This is a genomic window from Halostella litorea (genome assembly GCF_004785955.1).
Taxonomy (GTDB): Archaea; Halobacteriota; Halobacteria; order Halobacteriales; family Natronoarchaeaceae; genus Halostella; species Halostella litorea.
Window position 1 is genome coordinate 136,826 of record NZ_ML214300.1, and the last position, 22,313, is coordinate 159,138.

21 protein-coding genes and 1 tRNA gene are annotated in these 22,313 nt (G+C 67.9%); 10 read left to right on the plus strand and 12 right to left on the minus strand.

Annotated features, from left to right (window positions below):
* Positions 1 to 15: 15 nt before the first annotated feature.
* The 5 genes from EYW40_RS00730 to EYW40_RS00750 all read right to left on the minus strand — a co-directional run bounded on the left by EYW40_RS00730 (position 16) and on the right by EYW40_RS00750 (position 5,058).
* A complete protein-coding gene (locus EYW40_RS00730; protein ID WP_135819714.1) occupies positions 16 to 750 on the minus strand; it encodes a DICT sensory domain-containing protein in 735 nt (244 codons plus the stop codon).
* A gap of 45 nt (positions 751 to 795) precedes the next feature.
* On the minus strand, positions 796 to 1,227 hold the full coding sequence (locus EYW40_RS00735) for a DUF7960 family protein (protein ID WP_135819715.1): 432 nt from the start codon (positions 1,225 to 1,227) through the stop codon (positions 796 to 798).
* A gap of 49 nt (positions 1,228 to 1,276) precedes the next feature.
* Positions 1,277 to 1,993 carry a hypothetical protein gene (locus EYW40_RS00740; protein ID WP_135820597.1) on the minus strand — a complete coding sequence of 239 codons (717 nt, stop codon included), beginning with the start codon at positions 1,991 to 1,993 and terminating at the stop codon, positions 1,277 to 1,279.
* A gap of 127 nt (positions 1,994 to 2,120) precedes the next feature.
* On the minus strand, positions 2,121 to 3,014 hold the full coding sequence (locus tag EYW40_RS00745) for a DMT family transporter (RefSeq protein WP_135819716.1): 894 nt from the start codon (positions 3,012 to 3,014) through the stop codon (positions 2,121 to 2,123).
* Positions 3,015 to 3,081: 67 nt separating this feature from the next.
* A complete protein-coding gene (locus EYW40_RS00750) occupies positions 3,082 to 5,058 on the minus strand; it encodes a 3-hydroxyacyl-CoA dehydrogenase/enoyl-CoA hydratase family protein (RefSeq protein ID WP_135819717.1) in 1,977 nt (658 codons plus the stop codon).
* A gap of 115 nt (positions 5,059 to 5,173) precedes the next feature.
* On the opposite strand from EYW40_RS00750, the gene EYW40_RS00755 reads away from it, so the two are divergent.
* Positions 5,174 to 6,328: an acyl-CoA dehydrogenase family protein gene (locus tag EYW40_RS00755; protein WP_135819718.1), complete on the plus strand. Its 1,155-nt coding sequence runs from the start codon at positions 5,174 to 5,176 to the stop codon at positions 6,326 to 6,328.
* Between the two features lie 111 nt (positions 6,329 to 6,439).
* On the opposite strand, the gene EYW40_RS00760 is transcribed toward EYW40_RS00755, so the two are convergent.
* Complete coding sequence (locus EYW40_RS00760) at positions 6,440 to 6,985, minus strand: HD domain-containing protein (RefSeq protein ID WP_135819719.1); 546 nt, start codon at positions 6,983 to 6,985, stop codon at positions 6,440 to 6,442.
* Positions 6,986 to 6,987: 2 nt separating this feature from the next.
* Positions 6,988 to 7,251 carry a hypothetical protein gene (locus EYW40_RS00765; protein ID WP_135819720.1) on the minus strand — a complete coding sequence of 88 codons (264 nt, stop codon included), beginning with the start codon at positions 7,249 to 7,251 and terminating at the stop codon, positions 6,988 to 6,990.
* Positions 7,252 to 7,333: 82 nt separating this feature from the next.
* On the opposite strand from EYW40_RS00765, the gene EYW40_RS00770 reads away from it, so the two are divergent.
* Positions 7,334 to 7,945, plus strand: coding sequence for a DNA-3-methyladenine glycosylase family protein (locus EYW40_RS00770; RefSeq protein ID WP_135819721.1), 612 nt, complete (start codon positions 7,334 to 7,336; stop codon positions 7,943 to 7,945).
* A gap of 1 nt (position 7,946) precedes the next feature.
* On the opposite strand, the gene EYW40_RS00775 is transcribed toward EYW40_RS00770, so the two are convergent.
* Positions 7,947 to 9,269: a RimK family alpha-L-glutamate ligase gene (locus tag EYW40_RS00775; protein ID WP_135819722.1), complete on the minus strand. Its 1,323-nt coding sequence runs from the start codon at positions 9,267 to 9,269 to the stop codon at positions 7,947 to 7,949.
* A 93-nt stretch (positions 9,270 to 9,362) separates the two neighbouring features.
* Between EYW40_RS00775 and EYW40_RS00780 the strand changes: the two genes are divergently transcribed.
* The 7 genes from EYW40_RS00780 to EYW40_RS00805 all read left to right on the plus strand — a co-directional run bounded on the left by EYW40_RS00780 (position 9,363) and on the right by EYW40_RS00805 (position 15,039).
* Positions 9,363 to 10,385 carry a succinylglutamate desuccinylase/aspartoacylase family protein gene (locus EYW40_RS00780; RefSeq protein ID WP_135819723.1) on the plus strand — a complete coding sequence of 341 codons (1,023 nt, stop codon included), beginning with the start codon at positions 9,363 to 9,365 and terminating at the stop codon, positions 10,383 to 10,385.
* 111 nt (positions 10,386 to 10,496) lie between these two features.
* Entirely contained in the window at positions 10,497 to 10,892 is a 396-nt protein-coding gene (gene sdhC, locus EYW40_RS00785; protein WP_135819724.1) for a succinate dehydrogenase, cytochrome b556 subunit, read from the plus strand.
* The gene (locus tag EYW40_RS00790) at positions 10,892 to 11,254 is read left to right on the plus strand and encodes a succinate dehydrogenase hydrophobic membrane anchor subunit (RefSeq protein ID WP_135819725.1); all 363 of its coding nucleotides are present in this window, start codon (positions 10,892 to 10,894) and stop codon (positions 11,252 to 11,254) included. Before sdhC ends, EYW40_RS00790 begins: the two co-directional genes overlap by 1 nt.
* A 1-nt stretch (position 11,255) precedes the next feature.
* Positions 11,256 to 12,125, plus strand: coding sequence for a succinate dehydrogenase/fumarate reductase iron-sulfur subunit (locus tag EYW40_RS00795; RefSeq protein ID WP_135819726.1), 870 nt, complete (start codon positions 11,256 to 11,258; stop codon positions 12,123 to 12,125).
* Positions 12,126 to 12,163: 38 nt separating this feature from the next.
* Positions 12,164 to 13,996: an FAD-binding protein gene (locus EYW40_RS00800; protein WP_135819727.1), complete on the plus strand. Its 1,833-nt coding sequence runs from the start codon at positions 12,164 to 12,166 to the stop codon at positions 13,994 to 13,996.
* A 54-nt stretch (positions 13,997 to 14,050) separates the two neighbouring features.
* Positions 14,051 to 14,148: transfer RNA gene (locus EYW40_RS19465), tRNA-OTHER, on the plus strand.
* A gap of 669 nt (positions 14,149 to 14,817) precedes the next feature.
* Complete coding sequence (locus tag EYW40_RS00805; RefSeq protein WP_135819728.1) at positions 14,818 to 15,039, plus strand: helix-turn-helix domain-containing protein; 222 nt, start codon at positions 14,818 to 14,820, stop codon at positions 15,037 to 15,039.
* Positions 15,040 to 15,069: 30 nt separating this feature from the next.
* Here the strand turns inward: EYW40_RS00805 and EYW40_RS00810 are convergent, their stop codons facing one another.
* From EYW40_RS00810 to EYW40_RS00825, 4 genes are all read right to left on the minus strand, one after another.
* The gene (locus EYW40_RS00810) at positions 15,070 to 16,068 is read right to left on the minus strand and encodes a segregation and condensation protein A (protein WP_135819729.1); all 999 of its coding nucleotides are present in this window, start codon (positions 16,066 to 16,068) and stop codon (positions 15,070 to 15,072) included.
* Positions 16,061 to 19,633 (minus strand): chromosome segregation protein SMC, encoded by a 3,573-nt coding sequence (smc, locus tag EYW40_RS00815; protein WP_135819730.1) that lies wholly within the window; start codon positions 19,631 to 19,633, stop codon positions 16,061 to 16,063. The genes EYW40_RS00810 and smc overlap by 8 nt, the downstream gene beginning before the upstream one ends.
* A gap of 30 nt (positions 19,634 to 19,663) precedes the next feature.
* Positions 19,664 to 19,966, minus strand: a complete 303-nt coding sequence (locus EYW40_RS00820) for a DUF7518 family protein (protein ID WP_135819731.1) — start codon at positions 19,964 to 19,966, stop codon at positions 19,664 to 19,666.
* Between the two features lie 86 nt (positions 19,967 to 20,052).
* The gene (locus EYW40_RS00825; protein WP_135819732.1) at positions 20,053 to 20,607 is read right to left on the minus strand and encodes a GNAT family N-acetyltransferase; all 555 of its coding nucleotides are present in this window, start codon (positions 20,605 to 20,607) and stop codon (positions 20,053 to 20,055) included.
* Positions 20,608 to 20,786: 179 nt separating this feature from the next.
* Here EYW40_RS00825 and gatB point away from each other — a divergent pair, with 179 nt between their 5' ends.
* Positions 20,787 to 22,274: an Asp-tRNA(Asn)/Glu-tRNA(Gln) amidotransferase subunit GatB gene (gatB, locus tag EYW40_RS00830; protein WP_135819733.1), complete on the plus strand. Its 1,488-nt coding sequence runs from the start codon at positions 20,787 to 20,789 to the stop codon at positions 22,272 to 22,274.
* Positions 22,275 to 22,313: the final 39 nt, after the last annotated feature.

The window sequence follows — 22,313 nt, forward strand, 5'->3', positions numbered from 1 at the left end:
CCGCGGTCGGCGAATTCACTGCGATACCCGGCCGTAGCGCCGGTCGAGATGTGCGACGATACGGTCGACGAGAGCCGGGTCGTACGTCCAGAAGCCGTAGAACTCCCGGTCGCCGCGCTCCTCGGCCAGCAGGGCGGACTTGCGGTCGTCCGCGCCCGCGCCGTCGAAGACGACGAACCAGGTGCGCTCTATCTCGGGGTCGTCCTCCGTGTGGACGGTGACGCCCTCCAGTTCCGGCGGGTCCTCGTCGGGCGAAGCGTAGACGTGCACGTCGAGGGGGCGCTCGGCGAGGTCGCGGTACACCTGCGACTGGCCGTCGAGGGTCGAGGCGTACTGGAACCCAGCGAACAGCTGGCCGTCGCCGACGCGCCACGCGCGGTCCTCTATCTCGCGGGACGCGGTCACCATCCCCGGCACGTCGTAGGACGTGAACGTCGCTTCCTTTAGGTAGCGCAACAGGTCTGCGTGGGCCGAGTCGTCGACGCCCAGCCCCGACTCGCCGTCCGGGAGGTCCGTCATCAGGTCCCGCAGGGCGTCCGTCGACGTCGCGGTCAGGAACGTCTCCCCGCGGTAGAGCACGGCGAACCCGGCCGGGCGGCCGCTCTCGGTCGCCTCGGTCTCGACCGCGACGTTCCGGTCCGCGAAGTACGACCGGAGGTCCCCGGCGACGTCGCCGTCCGGGTCCGGGTTGAACACGGTCAGCGTCTTTCGCCGGGACTCCACGTCGGCGATGACGTCCCGCAGGCTCATTCAGGCTGAGTTTCCCGCCGACGACCAAGTAGCTGACGGGCCGGGTCACGCCTCGCCGTCGAGGTCCGCGAGCGCCCACGTGACGACGCGGGCCTGCACGAGTTCGCGCTCCTCGGCCTCGTCGGGGGCTGACAGGGCTGCCTCGCTCCGGTCGCGGAACTCGTGCTCGACCGGGCGCTGGTCCGGTTCCTCGCGCGTCTCGTTCAGCAGGGCCTCGAAGTCCTCGCGGAGGTCGAAGGAGGCCCGCGCGACGTTGCACCGCGGCAGCGGGCTCATCCCGGTCTCCAGCACGAGGTCGCGGACCGTCTCCCAGTCGTCCTCGCAGAAGTAGATCGACACCTCGCCGACGATGTCGCGCCAGGCGATGGGGTCCGAGTGTTTCAGCAGCTGGACCGCGCGGGGGAAGAGGTCGATCCGGGTGTGGATCTCGGGGTCGTCACAGAGACAGCAGGGCTGTTCCGTCTTCCCGGTGTACATGGCGGGGCGTAGGGACCGGGACGGCAAAACGCCGTCGCGCCGGCGTCGGTCAGAACCCGCCCCAGCGCAGGTACACCATCGCGGCGACGACGGCCAACTGGAGCGCGCCCTGCACGCCGGAGAGCTTCGCGTTGCGCATGCCGATGCGGCTGATCACGTTCGGGTCCGGCTCGGCCGAGGTCATCTCGCGGTACATCCGCACCTCGCCCGGCATGAGGACGCCGAACCCGAGCACGGACAGCAGCGTGACGACGGCCAGCGAGACGGCGATCACCGGGCGGGTCATCGCGAAGTCGGGCAGCGTCAGGGCCAGGAAGGCGGCGCTCCCGGCGGCGACGACGGCGAAGGCGGCCCGCCAGCGCCGGTCGCCGAAGGCACGGAACTGCCACCCGATCAGCAGCACCGCGGGAACGAGGCTGGCCGCGGTGAAAAGCGCCAGCCACGGGTCGGCGTGGGGGAAGTACGACATCCGCTCGGCGAGCGTGATGCCGCCCGCGATGGTGACGAGGGCCAGCGTCGGCATCAGGAACGTCATCTTCGGGGTGAACCGCTCGAAGACGCTCGCCCGCTCCTCGACGGAGAGCCCGCCGAGCACCGGGCCGAGCACGAGCGCCATGAACACGTCGATGCCCGTCCAGAGCACGCCGGCCATGACGTGGGCGTAGGTGTGTACCTCTATCGGTGCGAACAGGACCGCGTACGCGAGCACGGCCAGCGGGACGGCGACCGCCCCGACGGCGAACGCCGGGTTCGCTCGCGTCCCCATCCCGCGGACCGTGCCGCGAATCGTCGCTCGTGAGGTCGCCATGCTGGCATCGATACCCCGTCACCGCCAAAAGTGTTGGCAGACCGGACGGTTCCGCCGCGTTCCGACCGACGCCGGTCCGGGACCCTCACTCCCCCGCCGTGGAGACGAGGTAGATGCCGAGCCCCATGACCGCGCCGCCGGCGACGTAGCCCGCGCCGAGCGATTCCCCGAGTAGGAGCGCCCCGAGCGCGGCCCCGACGACCGGCTGGGCGAAGAAGAAGACGGCGACGGTGCCCGCGTCGGCGAAGGCCAGTCCGCTGTACCAGAGGTACCACGCGGCGGCCGTGCTGAGCAGGCCGAGGTAGCACACCGCGGCGACCACGGCGGGCGTGAGCGGCACGGCGGCGGGCGACGCGCCGGTCGCGACGGCCTCGACGGGCACGAGGACGGCGATCATCGGCACGGAGAGGGCAGTCGAGTACGTCGCCGCCTCCAGCGCCGAGTAGGTCCGCACGAGGCGCTTGCCGGCGACGGTGTATGCGGCCCAGCCGAGGCTGGCGAGCAGGAGCAGGGCGACGCCGGCGAGGCTCCCCTCCGCGAGCGTCGTCAGGTCGTACTGCCCCGCGAGGACGACCACGGTGCCCGCCGCGGCCAGCGCCATCCCGCCGACCTTCCGTCCGGTCAGCGCCTCCCCGTGGAATGCGATGCCCAGCCCGAGCGTGAACACCGGCGTCAGCACGGTCAGCAGCGACCCCTGGCTCGCGTTCGTCAGGTCCGTGCCGACGAACTGGGTGACGAGCGTCACCGCCACCCAGAACCCGAGGTGGGCGAAGTCGAGCCAGTCGCGCCGGGAGAACGACCGTGCCGGTTTGGCCGCGCGGACGACGGCGAGCAGCGCGACGGCCGCCAACGCAACCCGCAGGAAGGCGAGCGTCACGGGCGGCACGTGGGCGAAGCCCCACTTGCTGACGACGTACATGCCGCCCCACAGCGATGCGGCCGCGGCGGGCGCGATGCCCCAGAACCGTGCGTCGGTCACGGGAAGCAGTGCACAGGGGACCCGGAAAAAAGTGGAGAAAGCGGCGGGGTTCGCTGTCCGTCGCCCGTTACTTGCCCTCGAACTCCGGCTCCTCGTCGCCCATGAACGCGGTGAGCCCCTCCATCAGGTCGTCCGTGGCGGCCAACTGGCCGAACGCCTGGTTCTCGTACTCCAGGCCGGCGGTCCGGTCGTCGCGGCCGGCGAGCATCGCGCGCTTCGTGTAGCGCTGGGCGATCGGCGGGCCGGCGGCCAGGTCGGTGGCCAGTTCGTAGGCGCGGTCCTCCAGTTCGTCGTTGGGGACGACCTCGTTGACGAAGCCGTAGTCGGCCATCGTCTCGGGGTCGAACCGGTCCGCGGTGAAGATGATCTCCTTGGCGCGGCCCTCGCCGACGATCTCCGGGAGGCGCTGGGTGCCGCCCCAGCCCGGGATCAGGCCGAGGTTGTGCTCGGGCTGGCCGAGTTCGGAGCGCTCGCTGGCGACGCGCATGTCGGCGCAGGTCGCGAGTTCCATGCCGCCGCCGAGGCAGTAGCCGTCGATGCCGGCGACGACGGGCATGTCACAGGACTCCAGCCGGCCGAACGTCTGCTGGCCGGAGCGGGACAGCTCCGTCACCTTGATCGGGTCCGCGCCGCTCCCGGCCATGCTCTGGACGTCCGCGCCCGCCGAGAACGCCTTCTCGCCCGCGCCGGTCAGCAGGATGGCGCGTGCGTCGTCGTCGGCCTCCAGTTCGTCGATGGCGTCGTCGAGGTCCGCGATCAGGTCGTCGCTGATCGTGTTCATCCGGTGGGGCCGGTCGAGCGTGACGTGGCCCACCATGTCGTCGGTGACCTCGACGTCGAGCGTCTCGTAGTCGTAGGCGTCGCCGCCCTCGTCGTCGCCGCCGTGGAACCCGCCTTCCGCGGCGGCTTCACGGAGGTAGTCGGCCGGCTCGTAGCGGGCCGCGCCGGTCTCCTCGTGGGCGGTTTCGAGCTCGTCGAGCAGCTCCGCGAGGCCGGCGTCGTCGGCCATCTTGGCGGGGCCCTCGGGGAAGCCCGCGCCGAGCATCACGGCCTCGTCGATGGCGTCGGGGTCGGCGACGTCGCCGCCGACGAGGTGGGCGACCTCGTTGGCCATCGCGGCGAGCAGCCGTCGCTTCACGTCCTCGCGGCCGGCGTCGGTCGGCACGTCGGCCCCGTCGCCGTCCTCGTAGTCGTAGAACCCCTTGCCGGTTTTCTTGCCGAGTTCGTCGTTCTCGACCTTCTCGGCCAGCAGCGGCGCCGGCTCGTAGGCCTCGCCCAGCACCTCGTGCATGTACTCCAGCACGTGGTAGCTCACGTCGTTGCCAACCTGGTCGCCCAGCTCGAAGCTGCCCATCGGGAGCCCCATCTCGTACTTCGTGGTGCTGTCTATCTCCTCGATGGTCGCCTCGCCCTCGTGGACGAGCCAGCAGGCCTCGTTCATCAGCGGCACGAGGATGCGGTTGACGACGAAGCCCGGGCTGTCCTTGCGGACGCGGACGGGCGTCTTGCCGAAGTCCGCCGCGAGTTCCTCGGTCAGGTCGAGCGTCTCGTCGGCGGTGTTCGCGCCGGAGATGACCTCGACCAACTGCATCCGCACCGGCGGGTTGAAGAAGTGCATCCCGCAGAACCGCTCCTCGCGGTCGGTGACCTCCGCCAGGTCGGTGATCGAGAGGCTCGACGTGTTCGTGGCGAAGATGGCGTCGTCGGGCGCGTGTTCCTCGACCTCCCCGTACACGTCCTGCTTTATCTCCATCTTCTCCGGGACGGCCTCGATGACGAAGTCGACGTCGCCGACGGCCTCTTCAACGTCGACCAGCGGCGTCACGCGGTCGAGCGCGGCGTCGGCCTCGCCCTCGCCGATCTGCTCTTTCTCCTCGAGCTTGTTGAGGCTCCACTCGATCTGCTCGTACCCGTTCTGGACGAACTCCTCCTTGATGTCCCTGAGGTTCACCTCGTACCCCGCGAGGGCGGCGACTTCGGCGATGCCGTGGCCCATGTTCCCCGCGCCGAGAACTGCGATGCGGTTGATATCGTCGATCTCCATACGCGTTCTCTCACCTGCGAAGGGTTTCAACGTTTCCCTCGTCGACGTTACAAACTCTATTCAAGTTTACTTCGGGTTACAAAGGTCTTTATTATTGAGTATGGAATCGGATCGCATGGACTTCGCACTGTCCGACGAACAGCAGGCCATCCGCGACGAGGTGCGCCGCTTCGCCGAAAACGAGATCGAACCGGTCGCCAAGGAGTACGACCAGGAGGAGAAGTTCCCGCACGAGGTCGTCGAGAAGGCGGCCGAGATGGGGCTGACCGGCGCGAACATCCCCATCGAGTACGGCGGCGCGGGCTACTCGCCGTTCGAGACGGCGCTCATCGTCGAGGAACTGTTCGCGGTCGACCCCGGGATCGGCCTCTCGATCACCAGCGCCTCCTTCGGGGGCGACGCGATCATGGAGTTCGGCACCGAGGACCAGAAGGAGCGCTTCCTCGAACCCGTCGCCCGCGGCGACGCCATCATGGGCGCGGCGATCAGCGAACCCGACGTCGGCAGCGACGTGTCCTCCGTGTCGACCCGCGCCGAGAAGGACGGCGACGAGTGGGTCATCAACGGCAACAAGATGTGGATCACGAACGGTAGCGTCGGCGACTACTACGTCGTGCTCTGCAAGACCGACCCCGACGCCGCCGACCGCTACTCCGGCTTCTCCCAGATCGTCGTCGAGTCCGACCGGGACGGGTTCGAGGCCGACAAGATCACCGGGAAGCTCGGCATCCGCGCCAGCGACACCGCCGAACTCATCTTCGACGACGTGCGCGTGCCCGAGGAGAACCTCGTGGGCACCCGCGGCGCGGGCTTCCTCCAGTTGATGCAGTTCTTCGACGAGACCCGCACGATGGTCGCCGCGCAGGGCGTCGGCATCGCCAAGGGCGCCTGCGAGCGCGCGCTGGAGTACGCCCAGGAGCGCGAGCAGTTCGGCCAGAACATCTCGGAGTTCCAGGCGATCCAGCACAAACTGGCCGAAATGCACACCAAGACCGAGGCCGCGCGGATGCTCACCTACAAGTCCGCCTGGAGCGTCGAGAACGAGGACGAACAGCTCACCGCGCTGGCGTCGATGGCCAAGGAGTACGCCTCCAACGTCGCCGTCGACGTGGCCGACGAGGCCGTGCAGGTCCACGGCGGCTCCGGCTACGTCAACGACTTCGACGTCGAACGCTTCTACCGCGACGCGAAGATCACCCAGATCTACGAGGGCACCACGGAGATCCAGAAGAACATCATCGCCCGCGAACTGCTCGGCAAGGGCTACTAACGACCTTTTTCGACACTCGGGTGCGCCTCCGGCGCACCGCTCGGTCCAAAAAGGTCGATCAAAAAGGCCGCGAGCGCCGCGGGCGCTCGCGGTGTCTATTCAAATCGGACATCAATCTCGGAGACGATTCCGCACTCGTTCCTTCACGACGGGGAACTTGTCTTGGAGTTCCTGATAGATGCCTTCCTCCCCGATATACGGTTCGGATTCGTCGATGAAATATCTCATCTTCTCGATCTGGTTCTCCTGTAGTTCCTCCGAGTCCCCCAACCCGTAGTAATCGCTGTTATCTAGGATGTCAGCGGCTTTCACAGCCACCGCACTCCTTCCCAGTTCGAAGCATCTCCTATAGATGTCGTAGTGCCTTTCGAGATAGTCGTCGATGTCCTCGTCGAAACTAGCGGCTTCCACGACCTCCGCAACGTCGTTACCGAACTCGGAACGGATCTCCTCGGCAGTCGTATCCGTATCCTCTATCAGGTCGTGGAGGAGGCCGGAAACGACGACGTGGCTGTCGAAACCCCTGTCGTAGAGATCCATTCCCACCCTTGAACTGTGGAGGATCACCGGTTTGGGGTTATCGCCCGTGGATTCGAACGAGTGGACCAGATACTGAATCGCTCGTTCGATCTCCTCGTCCTCTCCTAAACTCCGCATCTCTACTCGCTCCGGAGCGCCGCCGCGATGGCCTCCAGATCAGCCTTGCGGAACGCGCCCCCGTCGTCGGGGTCCCCGTCGACCGCCCGGCGGATCGCCGCGCGCATCTCGGATTTGGGCGGCGTCGGCTCCGTCGCGAGGTCGCAGTCCAGCGCCTCGCAGACCGCGACCAGCGCCTCCTTGGTGAACCCGGTCGATTCGACGCGCTCGTACCGCCCGACCGACTCCCGGATCTCGTTGCGGAGGTCGTCGACTGTCGGCGACATGGCCTCCACGTCGAACCGGGGGATGCTAAGCCTTCGGTCCGGCGGCGGAACGCATATGCGCGCCGACTCGTAACCCCCGGTCGTGAACGAGGCACACGAGTTCCTGGCGGGCGACGAGGTGCTTGGGCCGCTGGTCGAGGAGTTCGGCCCGCTGTGGCTGGACCCGGCCGACGACCTCTACCGGCGGATCGTCGTCTCGATCCTGCGCCAGCAGGTGTCGATGGCGTCCGCCGAGGCGACGCGCGAACGGCTGTTCGAGGCCGTCGAGCCGACGCCCGAGGAGATGCTGGAGGCCGACGAGGAAGTGCTCCGGGACGCCGGGCTCTCCCGGCAGAAGGCGAGCTACGTCCGGAACGTCGCGGAGGCGTTCGTCGAGCGCGGGTACGACCGCGAGTACTTCGCCGGCCTGGACGACGACGCCGTCGTCGAGGAACTGACGAGCATCAAGGGCGTCGGCGAGTGGACGGCGAACATGCAGCTCATGTTCTCGCTGGGCCGCGAGGACGTGTTTCCGGTTGGCGACCTGGGCGTCCGGAAAGGGATGACGGCGCTGTACGGCGACGACATGAGCCGGGCGGAGATGGTCGAGGCGGCCGAGCGGTGGCGGCCGTACCGGTCGTACGCGTCGCTGTACCTGTGGCGGGCGAACGAGGACGTGGTCGACGCTGTCGCGGAAGTGGTCGCGGAGGACTGAGCTACTCCTCGTCGTCGACGCGCCGGCGCACGTCGACCTGGTAGTCCTTGAGGATGTCACGGCCGAGCAGCATGTCGTAGGACATGTGGCTGCGGTCCTCGATGCTGGCCGTCACGGTGTGGCGGGTGCCGCCGATGCCGACGACGATGTCGACGACGGGGCGGGTGCGGCTGCTCTTCGAACTGCCCGACCGGACCTTCGTGAGGCTCTTTATCGGCCCGGCACCGATCTCGGCGGCGATGCGCGTGTCGATGCTGGTCCGGGTCGCGCCGGTGTCGGACTTGGCGACGACCGAGGCGGAGCCGCTGGTGCCGCTGACGACGACCTCCTCGGTGTAGCCGATGACGAGCGGCTGGTCCGGATCCGTCCGCGGGACGGAGGGCTTGCAGTCCGGCACCGAGTCGTCGAGCGTCTCGGACAGCTCCGCGACGCGCTCGTCGTCGACCTCGCCGCCGGCCCGCTCGATGGCGAGTTTCGCGATGTGGGGCGCGGGGCTGATCCCGGTCGCCTTGAACATCCCCTTGAAGCCGGCCGTCGGGTTCACTTCGAGGACGTACCAGCCGCCCTCGCCCTCGACGAGGTCGACGCCGGCGTAGTCCAGCCCGATCACGTCGGAGCACTCCAGGGCGATGTCGACGACCTCCGGCGGGAGGTCCTCCGAGGCATCCTCGACGTCGCCACCGAGCGCGACGTTGGTCCGCCAGTCGTTCTCCGGGGCGTAGCGGTTCATCGCGCCGATCACCTCGTCCCCGACGACGTAGACGCGGAGGTCGCGGTGGCGCTCGCCGTCGCGCTCGATCAGGCTCTGGAGGAACGCCTGCCGGTTGCCGACGCGGGGGTTCACGTCCTCCTCCGGGCCGATCTTCCATGTGCCGCCGCCGTGGGTGCCGATGGCGGTCTTGTACACGGCCTCGTCGCCGAACTTGAACCGGTCGCGGTTGAGCCGGGCGTTGCTGAGCGCGAGCAGGGCGTCGGGGACCTGGATGCCGGCCTCGACGAGTTTCGCCGCCGCGGCGAACTTGTGCATCGCCGTCAGCACGGCCCCGGGTTCGTTGAGCATCGGCCGGAGGTGCTGGAACGTCGTCGCGAGGCCGAGGTCCTCGGAGGGCTGGTCGGTGTTCGACAGCAAGAGCCGGTTGGCGATGACGTCGACCTCCGGCTCGACGGTCGCCTCCCCGTCGCGTATCTCGACGGCGGTGTTCTCCCTGCGGAGCCACTCCGGTCGGTGGCCCAGGTCCTGAACGGCGTTTAAGATCGCTTTCGTCTCCTTGCTGTTGTGTAGGCTGAGAACGCCGACGCCGACGCTCCCTCCGGATTCGGACATAATGGTACGTCATCTGCCAGTGCCAAAAGCGATTTCATACCGTCGTCGCCCCGACGTGGCAGGCTTTTACGTCGGCGCTTCGAGAGGGGACACATGAGCGACAGCGAGGCCGAGCCGTTCACGTACAACGGGGGGAGCGTCGCCCCCGGCGAGGCCGCCAACATCCGGTACGGCGTCAGCGAGACGTACCTGGGCGACCCCGTCCGGATCCCCGTCACGATCGTCAACGGCGAGCGGCCCGGGCCGACGGCGTTTCTGAGCGCGGCTGTCCACGGCGACGAACTCAACGGCGTCGAGGTGGTGCGCGAAGTGGCAAACGAGTGGGACCACTCGAACCTCCACGGGACGCTCGTCTGTCTCCCGGTCCTCAACGTGCCGGGCTTCCTGGCCCAGCAGCGCTACCTCCCGATCTACGACCGCGACCTGAACCGCTCCTTCCCCGGCTCGGAGTCCAGCACGAGCTCCAAGCGGATCGCCTACCGCATCTTCGAGAACTTCCTGAAGCCCTGCGACCTGGGCATCGACTTCCACACCTCGACGCGCGGTCGAACGAACATGCTTCACGTGCGCGCCGACACCGACGACGAGGCGGTGGACCGGCTCGCCCGCGCGTTCGGCTCGAACGTCATCATCTCCAGCAACGGGCCGTCGGGGACGCTCCGCCGGGAGACGTCGGAGGCGGGGACGCCGACGATCACCATCGAGATGGGGAAGGCAAACGAGTTCCAGCGGGGCTTCATCGACCGCGCGCTGGACGGTGTCGAGAGCGTGCTCGCGGAGTACGGCATGCGGCCCGATGCCGCGGTGCGGTGGCCCGGCTGGCGGACCGTCGTCGGCAGCTCCGACGAGAAGACCTGGCTCCGCGCCGACACCGGCGGCATGGTCGAGATGCACCGGTCGCGCGGCTCGCTGGTCCGCGAGGGCGAGACGATCTGTACGATCACCAACCCCTTCGGCACGACGACGAACGAGGTGGTCGCGCCGTTTACCGGCCTGCTCGTCGGCATCCTCCAGAACCCGCTCGTGTTCCCGGGCAACCCGATCTGTCACCTCGCGAAACTCGGACCGGAGACCCAGCGCGCGCTGGAGCGCGAACAGCGCGGCCGCGGGGGGTGATGCCGGCCCGCGGTCCCCCGAACGTGTGCGGGACGGGGGGCGGATCCGATCCGGATCCCGGCTGAAGGTAGTAACTTCTATACCATCAGGGTCCAAGCCTCAGAGTAGAGCATGAGTCAGTCTTACAACCGAGGAGCCGTCGAGGACTTCGGTCGGTGGCGGGAGTTCTCGGCCGGGATGTGGGCCTGGATCTTCCACAAGTTCACCGGCTGGGTGCTCGCGGGGTATCTGTTCACCCACATCGCCGTCCTCAGCTCCGCGATGCAGGGTGCGCAGACGTACAACGAGACGCTACAGGGACTGGAAGGGCTGTTCGTCGTCCGCATCCTCGAGATCGGGCTGCTGGCGGTGGCGGTGTTCCACATCCTCAACGGGATCCGCCTGCTGATGGTCGACCTGGGGGTCGGGCTGGAGGCACAGGACAAGAGCTTCTACGCGTCGATGGTCCTGACGGGCGCCATCGTCGTCGCCAGCGTCCCGACGTTCCTCTCGGAGGTGGGCATCTGATGGCCGAGCGCTACTCCTCGTTCGAGCCGGCGAGCACGCGGTGGCTCCTCCAGCGCGTGACGGCGGCGTTTCTCGTGGTGGTGCTCGCGTTCCACTTCTTCCTGCTGCACTTCGTCCACCACGCCTACGAGATCGAGTTCGCGGGCACGCAGGCCCGGATGCAGAACGTCGGCTACTTCGCGACGATGGTCGCGTTCCTCGTGACCGCGACGTTCCACGGGGTCAACGGCGTGTTCAACGCGCTCGTCAACCAGGGGATTGACGGCACGCAAAAGACGGCCGTGAAGTGGGTGCTGGTCGTCGCCAGCGTCGCGCTGATCGCACAGGGCGTTCGAGTCGCCATCGTCATGGCGGGGTTCTAATATGAGTACGCAAGTTTCCGAGACGGAGGCCGAAACCGAAGCCGAGACCGAGAGCAAGCCACATCAGGAGCGCCGGATGTCCGAGAAGGCGGCCCGCCGCGAGGCGGCCGACCGCGAACGGCTGGCCCGGGAGCAACTGGAGGCCGCCGAGTCGACGGTCCACCTGAAGGTGTTCCGCTACGACCCCGAGGTCGAGGGGAAACAGGAGCCGCGATTCGACGACTTCCACGTCCCCTACGAGAAGGGGATGACCGTGCTGGACGCCTTGATGTTCGCCCGGGACCACTACGACTCGTCGCTCACCTTCCGGCACTCCTGCCGGCAGGCGGTCTGCGGGAGCGACGCGATGTTCGTCAACGGCTCCCAGCGGCTCTGTTGCAAGACCCAACTGGGCGACCTGCAGGAGCCGGTCCGCGTCGAGCCGCTCCCCCACCAGGACGTCGTGAAGGACCTGGTCGTCGACATGCAGCACTTCTACGACCAGATGGAGTCCGTCGAGCCGTACTTCCAGAGCGATGAGTTCCCGGAGGGCGAGGAGCAGCGCCAGACCCGGGAGAACCGCGAGAAGATCAAGATGTCGACGCGCTGCATCTGGTGTGGCGCGTGCATGTCCTCCTGTAACATCGCCGCCGGCGACAACGAGTACCTCGGGCCCGCGGCGATCAACAAGGCCTACCGGTTCTACATGGACGACCGCGAGGAGGCCGACCTGGAGGAGCACCGCCTGCGCATCCTCGAACAGGAACACGGCGTCTGGCGCTGTCAGACGCAGTTCTCCTGTACCGAGGTGTGCCCGAAGGACATCCCGCTGACCGAGCACATCCAGGAGCTCAAACGCGAGGCGGTCAAGAGCAACCTGAAGTTCTGGTAAGCGCCACAGACAAGCAACCCCGACACTAACACCAAACTATGCACGAACACGACGTGATCGTGGTCGGCGGCGGCGGTGCGGGCCTCCGGGCCGCGATCGCAGCGAGCGAGGAAGGAGCGGACACGGCTATCGTCACGAAACTCCACCCGGTGCGAAGCCACACCGGCGCGGCGGAGGGCGGCATCAACGCCGCGCTCCGCGAGGGCGACTCCTGGGAGATGCACGCCTACGACACGATGAAGGGGTCGGACTACCTCGGCGACGCGCCGGCCATCGAGACCCTGGCGAAGGACGCGCCCGAGGAGGTCATCAACCTCGAACACTGGGGGATGCCCTTCTCCCGCGAGGACGACGGCCGCGTCTCCCAGCGGCCGTTCGGCGGCCTCTCGTTCCCGCGGACGACCTACGCCGGGGCCGAGACCGGCCACCACCTGCTGCACACGATGTACGAGCAGGCGGTCAAGCACGGCATCCAGGTGTACGACGAGTGGTTCGTCTCCGAACTCGCCGTGACCGACCACGAAGACCCCTCCGACCGGCAGTGCCACGGCGTCGTCGCCTACGACGTGAAGACCGGCGAAATCGAGGGATTCAAGGCGAACAAGGGGGTCATCCTGGCGACCGGCGGCCCCGGCCAGGTGTTCGAGCACACCACCAACGCGGTGGCGAACACGGGCGACGGCTACGCGATGGCCTACCGCGCCGGCGTCCCGCTGGAGGACATGGAGTTCGTCCAGTTCCACCCGACGACGCTCCCGTCGACGGGCGTCCTCATCAGCGAGGGGGTCCGCGGCGAGGGCGGCATCCTCTACAACGCCGAGGGCGAGCGGTTCATGTTCGAGCACGGCTACGCGAACAACGAGGGCGAACTCGCCTCCCGCGACGTCGTCTCCCGCGCCGAACTCACCGAGGTCAACGAGGGGCGGGGCATCAACGACGAGTACGTCCACCTCGACATGCGCCACCTCGGCGAGGACCGCATCCTCGACCGCCTGGAGAACATCCTCCACCTCGCGGAGGACTTCGAGGGCGTCGACGGCCTCGTCGAGCCGATGCCGGTCAAGCCCGGCCAGCACTACGAGATGGGCGGCATCGAGACCGACGAGAACGGCGAGACGTGCATCGAGGGGCTGTACGCCGCCGGCGAATGTGCCTGCGTCTCGGTCCACGGCTCGAACCGCCTCGGCGGCAACGCCCTGCCAGAACTCATCGTGTTCGGCAAGCGCGCCGGCCACCACGCCGCCGGCAAGGACATGAAGGAGGCGGAGATCACGACGGGCTACAGCGAGGACGCCGAGTCCGGCAAGGTCGACACCCCGGTCGAACCCGGCGCTGTCACGACGACGAGCGACGACGTGGCGGCGGACGGCGGGGCGGTCGCCGACCCGACCGGCGTCGTCGAGCAAACCGTCGAGGAGGAGCGCGAGCGCGTCGAGCGCCTGCTGGAGAAGGAGGAGGGGCTGCAACACGCCGCCATCCGCGAGGACCTGCAGGACTCCATGACGCAGAACGTCAACGTGTTCCGCAACGAGGAGGGCCTGAAACAGGCCCTGCGGGACATCCGCGAGGCCCGCGAGCGCTACCAGGACGTGTACGTCGACGACCCGTCCCGGACGTTCAACACGGACCTGATCCACACCATCGAGACGCGGAACATCATCGACCTCGCCGAGGCCATCACGCTCGGCGCGCTGGCCCGCAACGAGTTCCGCGGCGCGCACTGGCGACAGGAGTACCAGGAGCGCCGCGACGACGAGTGGCTCAAGCACACGCTGCTTCGCTGGAACGACGGGGACCCCGAACTGTTCTACAAGCCCGTCATCCTCGAAGGCGAGAACAAGACGTACGAGCCGAAGGTCCGTAGCTACTGACCCCGGCCCCCGACCCGTCACCTCTTAGTTGCCCCATCGCGTAGCCCTGCCCGAGGAAGGGTGGCTCAGTGGTAGAGCGCCCCGCGTCGGCGGATCCTGCCCGTCGTCGTGGAATCCAAAGGCTTCGCGTGGTTCAAATCCCGCCCCTTCCACTCCGCAATACGTTCCTGCGAGGCGCTCCATCGCCGAGCGACTGCCGTATCGTGGAGTGGCGAACGCGGGATTTGAGCAGGCGAGCCGCAGCGCGTGAGCGGAGCGAACGCGACCGTCTCGCAGAGTTCAAATCCCGCCCCTTCCACTCCGAACGTCTTTTCCAGCGAGACGTTTCATCGTCGAGCGATCCATGTCGTTCGGAGCGGTGCCGAAGGGATTTGAAGTAGACCGGACGCAGCGCCGAGCGCAGCGAGGCGACCGTCCGGGCGTGGTTCAAATCCCGCCCCTTCCACTCCGCGATACGTTCCTGCGAGGCGTTTCGTCGCCGAGCGACCGCCGTATCGTGGAGTGGCGAACGCGGGATTTGAGCAGGCGAGTCGCAGCGCGTGAGCGAAGCGAACGCGACCGTCTCGCAGAGTTCAAATCCCGCCCCTTCCACTCCCCGATACAATTCTGCGAGACCCTCCGTCGTCGGGACCGACGGGAACCTTCACGATCTGTCGTCGAAATCGACGGTGATCGAACACCCGTTCGACGGCTCGTCGGCGTACGGCCGTGACAGCCGCCGTGAGACGGTTCTCGGACGGGCCGGGGGAGAGACGGCGCGGATATTTCGACGAACGTCGTAGCGTAGTTTTAATATCGTCGAAGGTATTGAACGGCGTACGATGGCTACACGCACCCGCGAACACGACGACTCGTTGCCGGGCGAACTCGACTCACCCTGTGCGAAACTCGTGTACCTCTATCTCTCGACGCGCGGCGAGGCGACCGTCGAACGGCTCCGGAAGGAACTGGACCTGGAGAAGATCACGCTGTTCAGCATCCTCGACACGCTCGCCAGCCGCGGGCTGGTGCGCGAGGAGTGCGGAACCTACCGCCCCGCATAACGGGTCCCCACCGGCCAGCGAGGCCCGGGGTCAGTCCGCGACCGCTCCGTCCGACGCCGCGTCGGCGTTGGGGTCCTGCACCCAGAGGTCGCCGAACAGTTCGTCCTGCTGCAGTCTGACCTGGCCGCGGTTCGAGAGGAAAAGCAGCGCGAGGAACGTCTTCACGCGCGACCCGCCGGCCGACTGTATCTCCGCGTACAGCACTTCGTCGCGACCCGCCTCGTACTGCTCGGTCAGGGTCGCCCGCACGTCCTCGATGACCGTCTCGATGTCCTCCTCGTGGGTGTTGCTCGTGACCTCGCCCTGCGTCGGCTCGTCGTCGACGCGCATGTCGTCGCCCGAGCGGTAGTCCAGCGTCTGCGTGCCGCGCTGGAAGCCGGCGGGCGAGTCGCTGGTATCGTACTCGCGGGACTCCTTCCACCACGTCTCGCGCTCGGCCTCGCGGAGTTCCCGGACGAGTTCATCAAGCGTCTCCGGCGTGCCGCGGGCGTGCTTGCGGTCCAGCCGGCGCTCCATCTCCCGCTCTAACCCCTCGACGGGGTCGTGGCCCGGCGGCGGTGCCTCGCCGCCGTCGAGCGGTTCCTCCCACGGCTCCGGCTCCTCCGCCTCCGGCTCGTCCTCGGCGAGCAGGTCGTCGCCTTTCATCCGCAGGAGGACGCTGGCGTAGAACAGCGCCCGCCCTGAGGTCCGCAGGTCCACCTCGTCCAGCCGGTCGAGGAACTTGTCAGTCACGGCGACGATGTCGATGTCCCACGGGTCTATCTCGCCGTCCTTGGCGAGCTGGACGAGCAGTTCGACCGGCTCGACCTCCCCGTCGTCGGCGTCGCCGTCGGCCACCAGGTCGGCGACTGCCGCGGGGTCGTCGCCGTTCTCCCCGGGAGCGGCGGCCTCACTGTCTCCGGGGACCGCGTCGGCGTCAGCGCCGCCCGAGCCGGGCGGTTCGCGGTCCTCGTGGCCCGCGATGTTCAGCGGGACGTCGTCGTCCGGGTCGGCCTCGTCGTCCGGCTCCAGCCCGACCTCGTCAGTCATCCGCGGGCACCCCCTCGCTCAGGTCGATGCCCGTCACCGCGCTGATGTTGTCGTCCTGCATCGTCACGCCGATGGCGCGCTCCGAGCGGTCGAGCATCGCCGAGCGGTGCGAGACGACGACGAACTGGGCGTCGCCCGCCAGTTCGTCGACCATCTCGCCGACGCGCTCGGCGTTGGCGGCGTCCAGGAACGCGTCGACCTCGTCCAGCGCGTAGAACGGCGCGGGGTTGTGCCGCTGGATGGCGAAAATAAAGGCGAGCGCTGTCAGGGACTTCTCGCCGCCGGACATCGCGTCGAGCCGCTGGATCGGCTTGTCGGCGGGCTGGGCCTTCATCGTCAGGCCCCCGTCGAACGGGTCGTCCTCGTTCTCCAGGTGGAGCGTCCCCGTCCCCGAGGAGAGCCGCGCGAATATCTCCTCGAACTGCTCGTTGATGTCCTCGAACGCGTCCATGAACGTCGCCTTCTTCTGGGCCTCGTAGGAGTCGATGCGCTCGCGGATGCCGTCGCGCTCCTCGACCAGGGTCTCGCGTCCCTCCTTCAGCTCGTCGAGGTCCGCCTCCACGTCGTCGTACTCCTCGATGGCGAGCATGTTGACGGGCTCGAGCTTCTCCATCTCGGTTTCGAGGCGCGCGATGTTGGCCTCGACCTCGTCGTGGTCGGGCACCTCGTCGGGGTCGTACTCGTCGACCTCCGCCTCCAGCTCCTCTATCTCCCACTCCAACTGCTCCTCGCGCTCGCGCAGGTCCGACAGCGCCGTCTCGACGCCGTCGACCTTCTCCTTCTGTTCGTCGCGGGCCTCGCGGGCCTCGCGGAGGTCGGCTTTCAGCTCCTCGCGGTCCCCCTTCAGCTCCGCCAGCTCCGCTTCCAGCTCCTCGACGGCCTCGCGCTTCTCGTCGAGTTCGGCCTCCTTCTCGCCGATTTCGGCCTCGTACTCCTCGATAGCGGCCTCCTTCTCGGCCTTGCGGTTCTGGGCCGCCTCGATCGTCTCGTGGAGCTCCTCGATCGACTCCTCGGCGTACTGCTTCTCCAGCTGGTACTCGTTCAGGTCGGCGTCGAGGTCGCCCATGCGGTCCTCCAGGTCGTCTATCTCGGCCTCGAGGTCCTCGATCTCCCCCGTGAGCTCGGGGATCCGGGAGTCGGCGAGTTCGGCTTCGAGGTCGGCGATCTCCTCCTCCACGTCGGCGATCGCCTCGTCGGTCTCGTCGATCTCCCCTTCGATCTCGGTCATCCGCTCGTCGACCTCCTCGCGCTCGGCGCGCAGGTCGTCGAGCTCGTCCTCCATCTCCGCGATCTCCGTCTCGACGCGCTCGTACTCGGCCTCGGTCGACTCGATCTCGGACTCGATCGAGCGCACCTGGTCGGCGGCGTCGGTCTTCCGGTCGCGGGCGTCGTCGAGGCGCTCCTCGACGTCCCGGAGGTCCTCGCGCAGCGAGTCGCGCTCGTCCTGCAGGTCGGTGATCGCCTCGGCGACCCGTTCGAGCTGGCCCTTCCCGGTCTTCGTAAAGGAGTAGCGCGAGCCGCTCTTCGAGCCGCCGGTCATCGCGCCACTCTTCTCGACGAGTTCGCCCGACAGCGTCACGAGGCGGTAGTCGCCCATGTACTGGCGGGCGGTCTCGATGTTCTCGACGACGAGCGTGTCGCCGAGCACGTACGAGAAGATGCCCGCGTACTCGTCGGCGAAGTCGACGAGGTTGTACGCGAAGTCGACGACGCCGGGGTCGTCGGGGGCCGACGGGAGCGAGCGCGTGTGCATCTCCGTGATGGGGAGGAAGGTCGCACGCCCCGCGTTCCGGCTCTTGAGGTACTCGATGCAGTCCTGGCCGACGCCGTCGTCGTCGACGACGACGTTCGCCAGCCGGCCGCCAGCCGCCGTCTCGCAGGCCGTCGCGTACCGCTCGTCGACGCCGCCGAGCTGGCCGACGGTGCCGTGGACGCCGTCCCGGTCGGCGTTGAGCACCGTCGACACCGCCCGGCCGTAGGAGGCGTCGCCGCTCTCGTCGGCCTTGGCCTCCAGTTCGGCGTACTCCTGTTGCTTCGCCTGCAGGCGGTCCTCCACGTCGTCGACATCGTCCTGCAGTTCACGCTTCTCCCGCTTCAGGTCGTCGACCACCTCGGCGATGCTGTCCTCGTTCTTGCGCGCCTTGGCGAGTTCGTCCTCCAGGTCCTCCAGTTCGGCCTGGAGTTCGGGGAGCCGGTCGCGCGCCGCGTCGATGTCGTCCTCGGTCTCGCTGATGGCGTTCGACCGCCGGCGCGCCTCGTCGAGCAGACGGTCCTGCTCGCGCTGGCGGTCGTTCTTCTCGGTCTTGAGTTCCTCCAGCGCCTCCTTCCGGTCCTGCAGTTCGGCCTTGACCTCGTCGTACTCCGTGTCGATGGCGTCGATCTCGGCCTGCAGCTTCTCGATCTCGCTTTCCCGTTCCTGGATGTCGGCCTTGACCGACGACTTCTCCAGTTTGGTCTCGCGGATGTCGGACTCCAGGTCCTCGACCTGCTCGCCCTTGCGGTCGACCTCGACGAACGCCTCGCGGCGCTCGTTCTCGGCGTCCTCGACGGCCTCCTCGGCCGTCTCGATGCGGTCCTCCAGCCGGGAGATCTCGCCTTTGATCTCCTCCATCTCGCCTTTGATCCGGAGCTGCTCGTCCTCGCCCTTGCGCTCGATCTCGGCGTTCAAATCCTCCAGGTCCTCCTGGAGGCGGACGACCGCGCCCTGCTTCTCGTCCAGGGCGCGGCGCAGCTCCGAAAGCTCGGCCTCGCGGGCCTCGATCTCCTCGCGGGTCTCGGTTAGGTCGCCGCGTTTGTCCTCCAGCTCGGCGGCCTTGAGGTAGCCCTCGTACTCCTCCTTCTCGTCGCGGAGCGACTGGTACTCCAGCGCGGCCTCCCGCTCGTCGGCGAGCTGTTCGAGCCGCGCCTCCTTCTCCTCGATGCGGAGGTCGGTCTCGGCGACCCGCTCCTCGACGACCTCCAGCTCCTCGAAGGCGTCCTCCTTCTTCGCGTCGAACTCGGCGACGCCGGCGATCTCGTCGATGATCTCGCGGCGCTCACCCGGCGTCATGTTGATGATGCCGGTGACGTCGCCCTGCATGACGACGTTGTACCCCTCCGGCGTGACGCCGGCGCTGGCCAGCAGGTTCTGGATGTCCGAGAGGTTGACCGAGCGGCCGTTGAGGTAGTAGTAGGAGTAGTAGTTGTCCTCGGTCTCCTTGACGCGGCGCTTGATCGTTATCTCGTCGACGTCGCCGACGTCCTCGCTGCCGGCGGCGTTGACGACCTGCGGCCGGTCGACGGTCCGGTCGGCGTTGTCCAGTACGACGGTGACGCTGGCCTCGCGGGGGCCGCTCGCGCCGGACTCGCCGTCGTCGTAGCCGGGGTTGTAGATCAGGTCCGTGAGCTTCTGTGCGCGGATGCCCCGCGCCCGGGCGAGGCCGAGCGCGAACAGGACCGCGTCGATGATGTTGCTCTTGCCGGAGCCGTTCGGGCCGCTGACGGTCGTGAAGTCCTCGTAAAACGGGATCCGGGTCTTCCGCCCGAAACTCTTGAAGTTCTCAAGGACGAGCTCTTTGATGTGCATGGGTTGCTCGTGGGGGCGGACGACCCCGCCTTACGCGACGATGATGTCGTCGCCGAGATCGGAGTCGTCCGCGTCTTCGTCCCCCTCCTGGGGGTCGTCGGCCTTAGCCGCTTCGGACGCCGCCTCCGCGACGTCGTCGGGCGTCGCTTCCTCGGCCGCGCCGTCGTCCGTGGTCCGGGGAGTCGCCGCGCGGGACGGCGTCTCGGCGTCCAGTTCCGACTCCAGCACGCGGATGCGTTCCTTCGCCTCGACCAGTTCCTCGGTGAGTCCCTCGACGGTGGACTCCAGTTCCGCGACCGTCGCCTCGAGCTCCTCGACCCTGTTGCCGGTCATACGTGTACAGGCGCGGTTCCTGACGCATAAACGTACGTCAGACAAGTAAATACTTTCTGATAGGTGAACGGAGCGGAGCGGCGGGGCTACCCGTCGGCCCGCCACTCCGACCGGAGGAGCCCGTAACAGAGCGCGTCGTGATACTCGCCGCGGTACCACGCGGCCTCGCGCTGCGTTCCCTCGTGCTCGAACCCCAGCGACTCCAGCAAGGCGATCGAGCCCTCGTTGAAGCTCCCGGGGTACGCGCTCACGCGCCGGAGGTTGCGGTCCGTGAAGGCGTACTCGACCATCCGGCCGGCGGCGTCGGACCCGTACCCCAGTCCCTGGTGTTCGGGCACGATCCAGTACGCCAGTTCCGCGGACCGGGCCCGGGCCGTCTCGGTGGGGCCGTATCGGGACTCCGACAGCGAGACGTGCCCGACGGGTTCGTCGTCGTGACAGACCAGGCAGTGGACGTCCCCCTCGGTGGTGAGGACCTCCTCGAAGAACTCCGCGGCGAGTTCGTCGTTCATCGGTTTGATGCTGAGCGACGGCCGCCAGACGGCGGGGTCGTTCATCGCTCGCTGGACGAATTCCATGTCGTCCCGTTCGATCGGGCGGAGCGTCACCGTCTCCCCCTCCAGAAACACCGGGCCGGGCATAGCCGAACGTTCCCCGAGCGTAGCAAATGCTTTCGGGTGCTGTGGGAGGTGGTAGCGTTCGGGACGCGTGGACAGTTCGGACTCCGCCGACGATGGGCCGCTACGGCGACACCCGCGAACAGCACCGTCGGCGTCCGGTCCCGTTAGCCTTTAACCGGGCCGCGCCGAACCGGGGGGTAATGACCGCACAGGCAGCCCAGCAGGCGGACCTCGCGACCGTCATCGGCCTGGAGGTCCACGTCCAGCTGGAGACGGAGACGAAGATCTTCTGTGGCTGTTCGACGGACGCGGCGGACGCGGAGCCGAACTCCCTGACCTGCCCCGTCTGTCTCGGCCTCCCGGGGGCGCTCCCGGTGCTGAACGAGGCGGCCGTCGAGGCCGCGGTGAAGGTGGGGAAGGCCATCGACGCAACCATCCCGGAGGAGACGGCGTTCCACCGGAAGAACTACTACTACCCCGACCTGCCGAAGAACTTCCAGATCACCCAGTACGACGACCCGATCTGCCAGGACGGGGAGCTGACGTTTACGGTCGGCGACGACCGCCGGACGGTCGGCATCCGGCGCGCCCACCTGGAGGAGGACCCGGGGAGCCTCCAGCACGTCGGCGGCAGCATCGACACGGCCGACCACACGCGGGTCGACTACAACCGCGCGGGGACGCCGCTTCTGGAGATCGTCACCGAACCGGACTTCCGCGGCGCGGGCGAGGTGCGGTCGTTCCTCGCCAAACTGGAGGAGGTCCTGGAGTACCTCAGCGTGTTCGACAGCACGCGCGACGGGAGCCTCCGCATCGACGCCAACCTGAGCCTCGTGCCCGCGGCTGAGGTCGACGACGAGGGTGCGATAGACGAGGCCGCCCTCGACGACGCCAACCGCACCGAGGTCAAGAACATCACCAGCCACAAGGGCGCGGAGAAGGCGCTGGCCTACGAGGAGACCCGGCAGAAAAACGCCGTCGAGCGCGGCCGCGAGGTCGAACAGGAGACGCGCCACTGGGACGAGTCCCGCGGCGTCACCGTCTCGATGCGCTCGAAGGAGGAGGAGAAGGACTACCGCTACTTCCGCGAGGAGGACCTGCCGCCGCTGCGGGTCGCCGACTGGAAGGAGCGCATCTCCATCCCGGAACTGCCCGACGCCCGGCGCGAGCGGTTCCGCGAGGAGTACGGCCTGAGCGGGGAGGCCGCCTCGAAGCTCACCTCCACGAAGCAGGTCGCGGACTTCTACGAGGACCTGGCCGGCGAGTTCGACCCGGACCTAGCGGCGACGTGGGTCGCCGACAACCTGCTGGGCGAACTCAACTACCGCGACATGGCGATCACCGACGTGGACGGCCGGCTGGACGAGATCCGCCGGCTCGTCGAACTGGTCGCCGACGACGAGATCACCGCCAAGAACGCCCGCGAGACGGTGCTCCGACGGATGCTGGACGAGGGCGAGGACCCCGACGCGGTCGTCGAGAGCGAGGGGCTCGGCAAGACCGGCGAGGACGAGGTGCGGGGGGCGGTCGTCGCCGCGATAGACGACAACCCCGACGCGGTGGCGGACTACCGCGACGGCGACGACGGCGCGCTCAACTTCCTCGTCGGGCAGGTGATGGGCGCGACCGGCGGGAGCGCCGACCCCGGCACCGTCAACGAACTGCTCCGCGAGGAACTGGACGGCTGAGTCGGCCGACGGCCGCCCGAGCACTTTTGTGTCTCCTCG

What these genes read in the sequence shown, in the direction of transcription:
- EYW40_RS00730 (WP_135819714.1), bottom strand. Translation starts at nt 750, where the DNA reads ATGAGCCTGCGGGACGTCATCGCCGACGTGGAGTCCCGGCGAAAGACG.
- EYW40_RS00735 (WP_135819715.1), bottom strand. Translation starts at nt 1,227, where the DNA reads ATGTACACCGGGAAGACGGAACAGCCCTGCTGTCTCTGTGACGACCCC.
- EYW40_RS00740 (WP_135820597.1), bottom strand. Translation starts at nt 1,993, where the DNA reads ATGGGGACGCGAGCGAACCCGGCGTTCGCCGTCGGGGCGGTCGCCGTC.
- EYW40_RS00750 (WP_135819717.1), bottom strand. Translation starts at nt 5,058, where the DNA reads ATGGAGATCGACGATATCAACCGCATCGCAGTTCTCGGCGCGGGGAAC.
- EYW40_RS00755 (WP_135819718.1), top strand. Translation starts at nt 5,174, where the DNA reads ATGGACTTCGCACTGTCCGACGAACAGCAGGCCATCCGCGACGAGGTG.
- EYW40_RS00760 (WP_135819719.1), bottom strand. Translation starts at nt 6,985, where the DNA reads ATGCGGAGTTTAGGAGAGGACGAGGAGATCGAACGAGCGATTCAGTAT.
- EYW40_RS00765 (WP_135819720.1), bottom strand. Translation starts at nt 7,251, where the DNA reads ATGTCGCCGACAGTCGACGACCTCCGCAACGAGATCCGGGAGTCGGTC.
- EYW40_RS00775 (WP_135819722.1), bottom strand. Translation starts at nt 9,269, where the DNA reads ATGTCCGAATCCGGAGGGAGCGTCGGCGTCGGCGTTCTCAGCCTACAC.
- EYW40_RS00780 (WP_135819723.1), top strand. Translation starts at nt 9,363, where the DNA reads ATGAGCGACAGCGAGGCCGAGCCGTTCACGTACAACGGGGGGAGCGTC.
- sdhC (WP_135819724.1), top strand. Translation starts at nt 10,497, where the DNA reads ATGAGTCAGTCTTACAACCGAGGAGCCGTCGAGGACTTCGGTCGGTGG.
- EYW40_RS00790 (WP_135819725.1), top strand. Translation starts at nt 10,892, where the DNA reads ATGGCCGAGCGCTACTCCTCGTTCGAGCCGGCGAGCACGCGGTGGCTC.
- EYW40_RS00795 (WP_135819726.1), top strand. Translation starts at nt 11,256, where the DNA reads ATGAGTACGCAAGTTTCCGAGACGGAGGCCGAAACCGAAGCCGAGACC.
- EYW40_RS00800 (WP_135819727.1), top strand. Translation starts at nt 12,164, where the DNA reads ATGCACGAACACGACGTGATCGTGGTCGGCGGCGGCGGTGCGGGCCTC.
- EYW40_RS00805 (WP_135819728.1), top strand. Translation starts at nt 14,818, where the DNA reads ATGGCTACACGCACCCGCGAACACGACGACTCGTTGCCGGGCGAACTC.
- EYW40_RS00810 (WP_135819729.1), bottom strand. Translation starts at nt 16,068, where the DNA reads ATGACTGACGAGGTCGGGCTGGAGCCGGACGACGAGGCCGACCCGGAC.
- smc (WP_135819730.1), bottom strand. Translation starts at nt 19,633, where the DNA reads ATGCACATCAAAGAGCTCGTCCTTGAGAACTTCAAGAGTTTCGGGCGG.
- EYW40_RS00820 (WP_135819731.1), bottom strand. Translation starts at nt 19,966, where the DNA reads ATGACCGGCAACAGGGTCGAGGAGCTCGAGGCGACGGTCGCGGAACTG.
- EYW40_RS00825 (WP_135819732.1), bottom strand. Translation starts at nt 20,607, where the DNA reads ATGCCCGGCCCGGTGTTTCTGGAGGGGGAGACGGTGACGCTCCGCCCG.
- gatB (WP_135819733.1), top strand. Translation starts at nt 20,787, where the DNA reads ATGACCGCACAGGCAGCCCAGCAGGCGGACCTCGCGACCGTCATCGGC.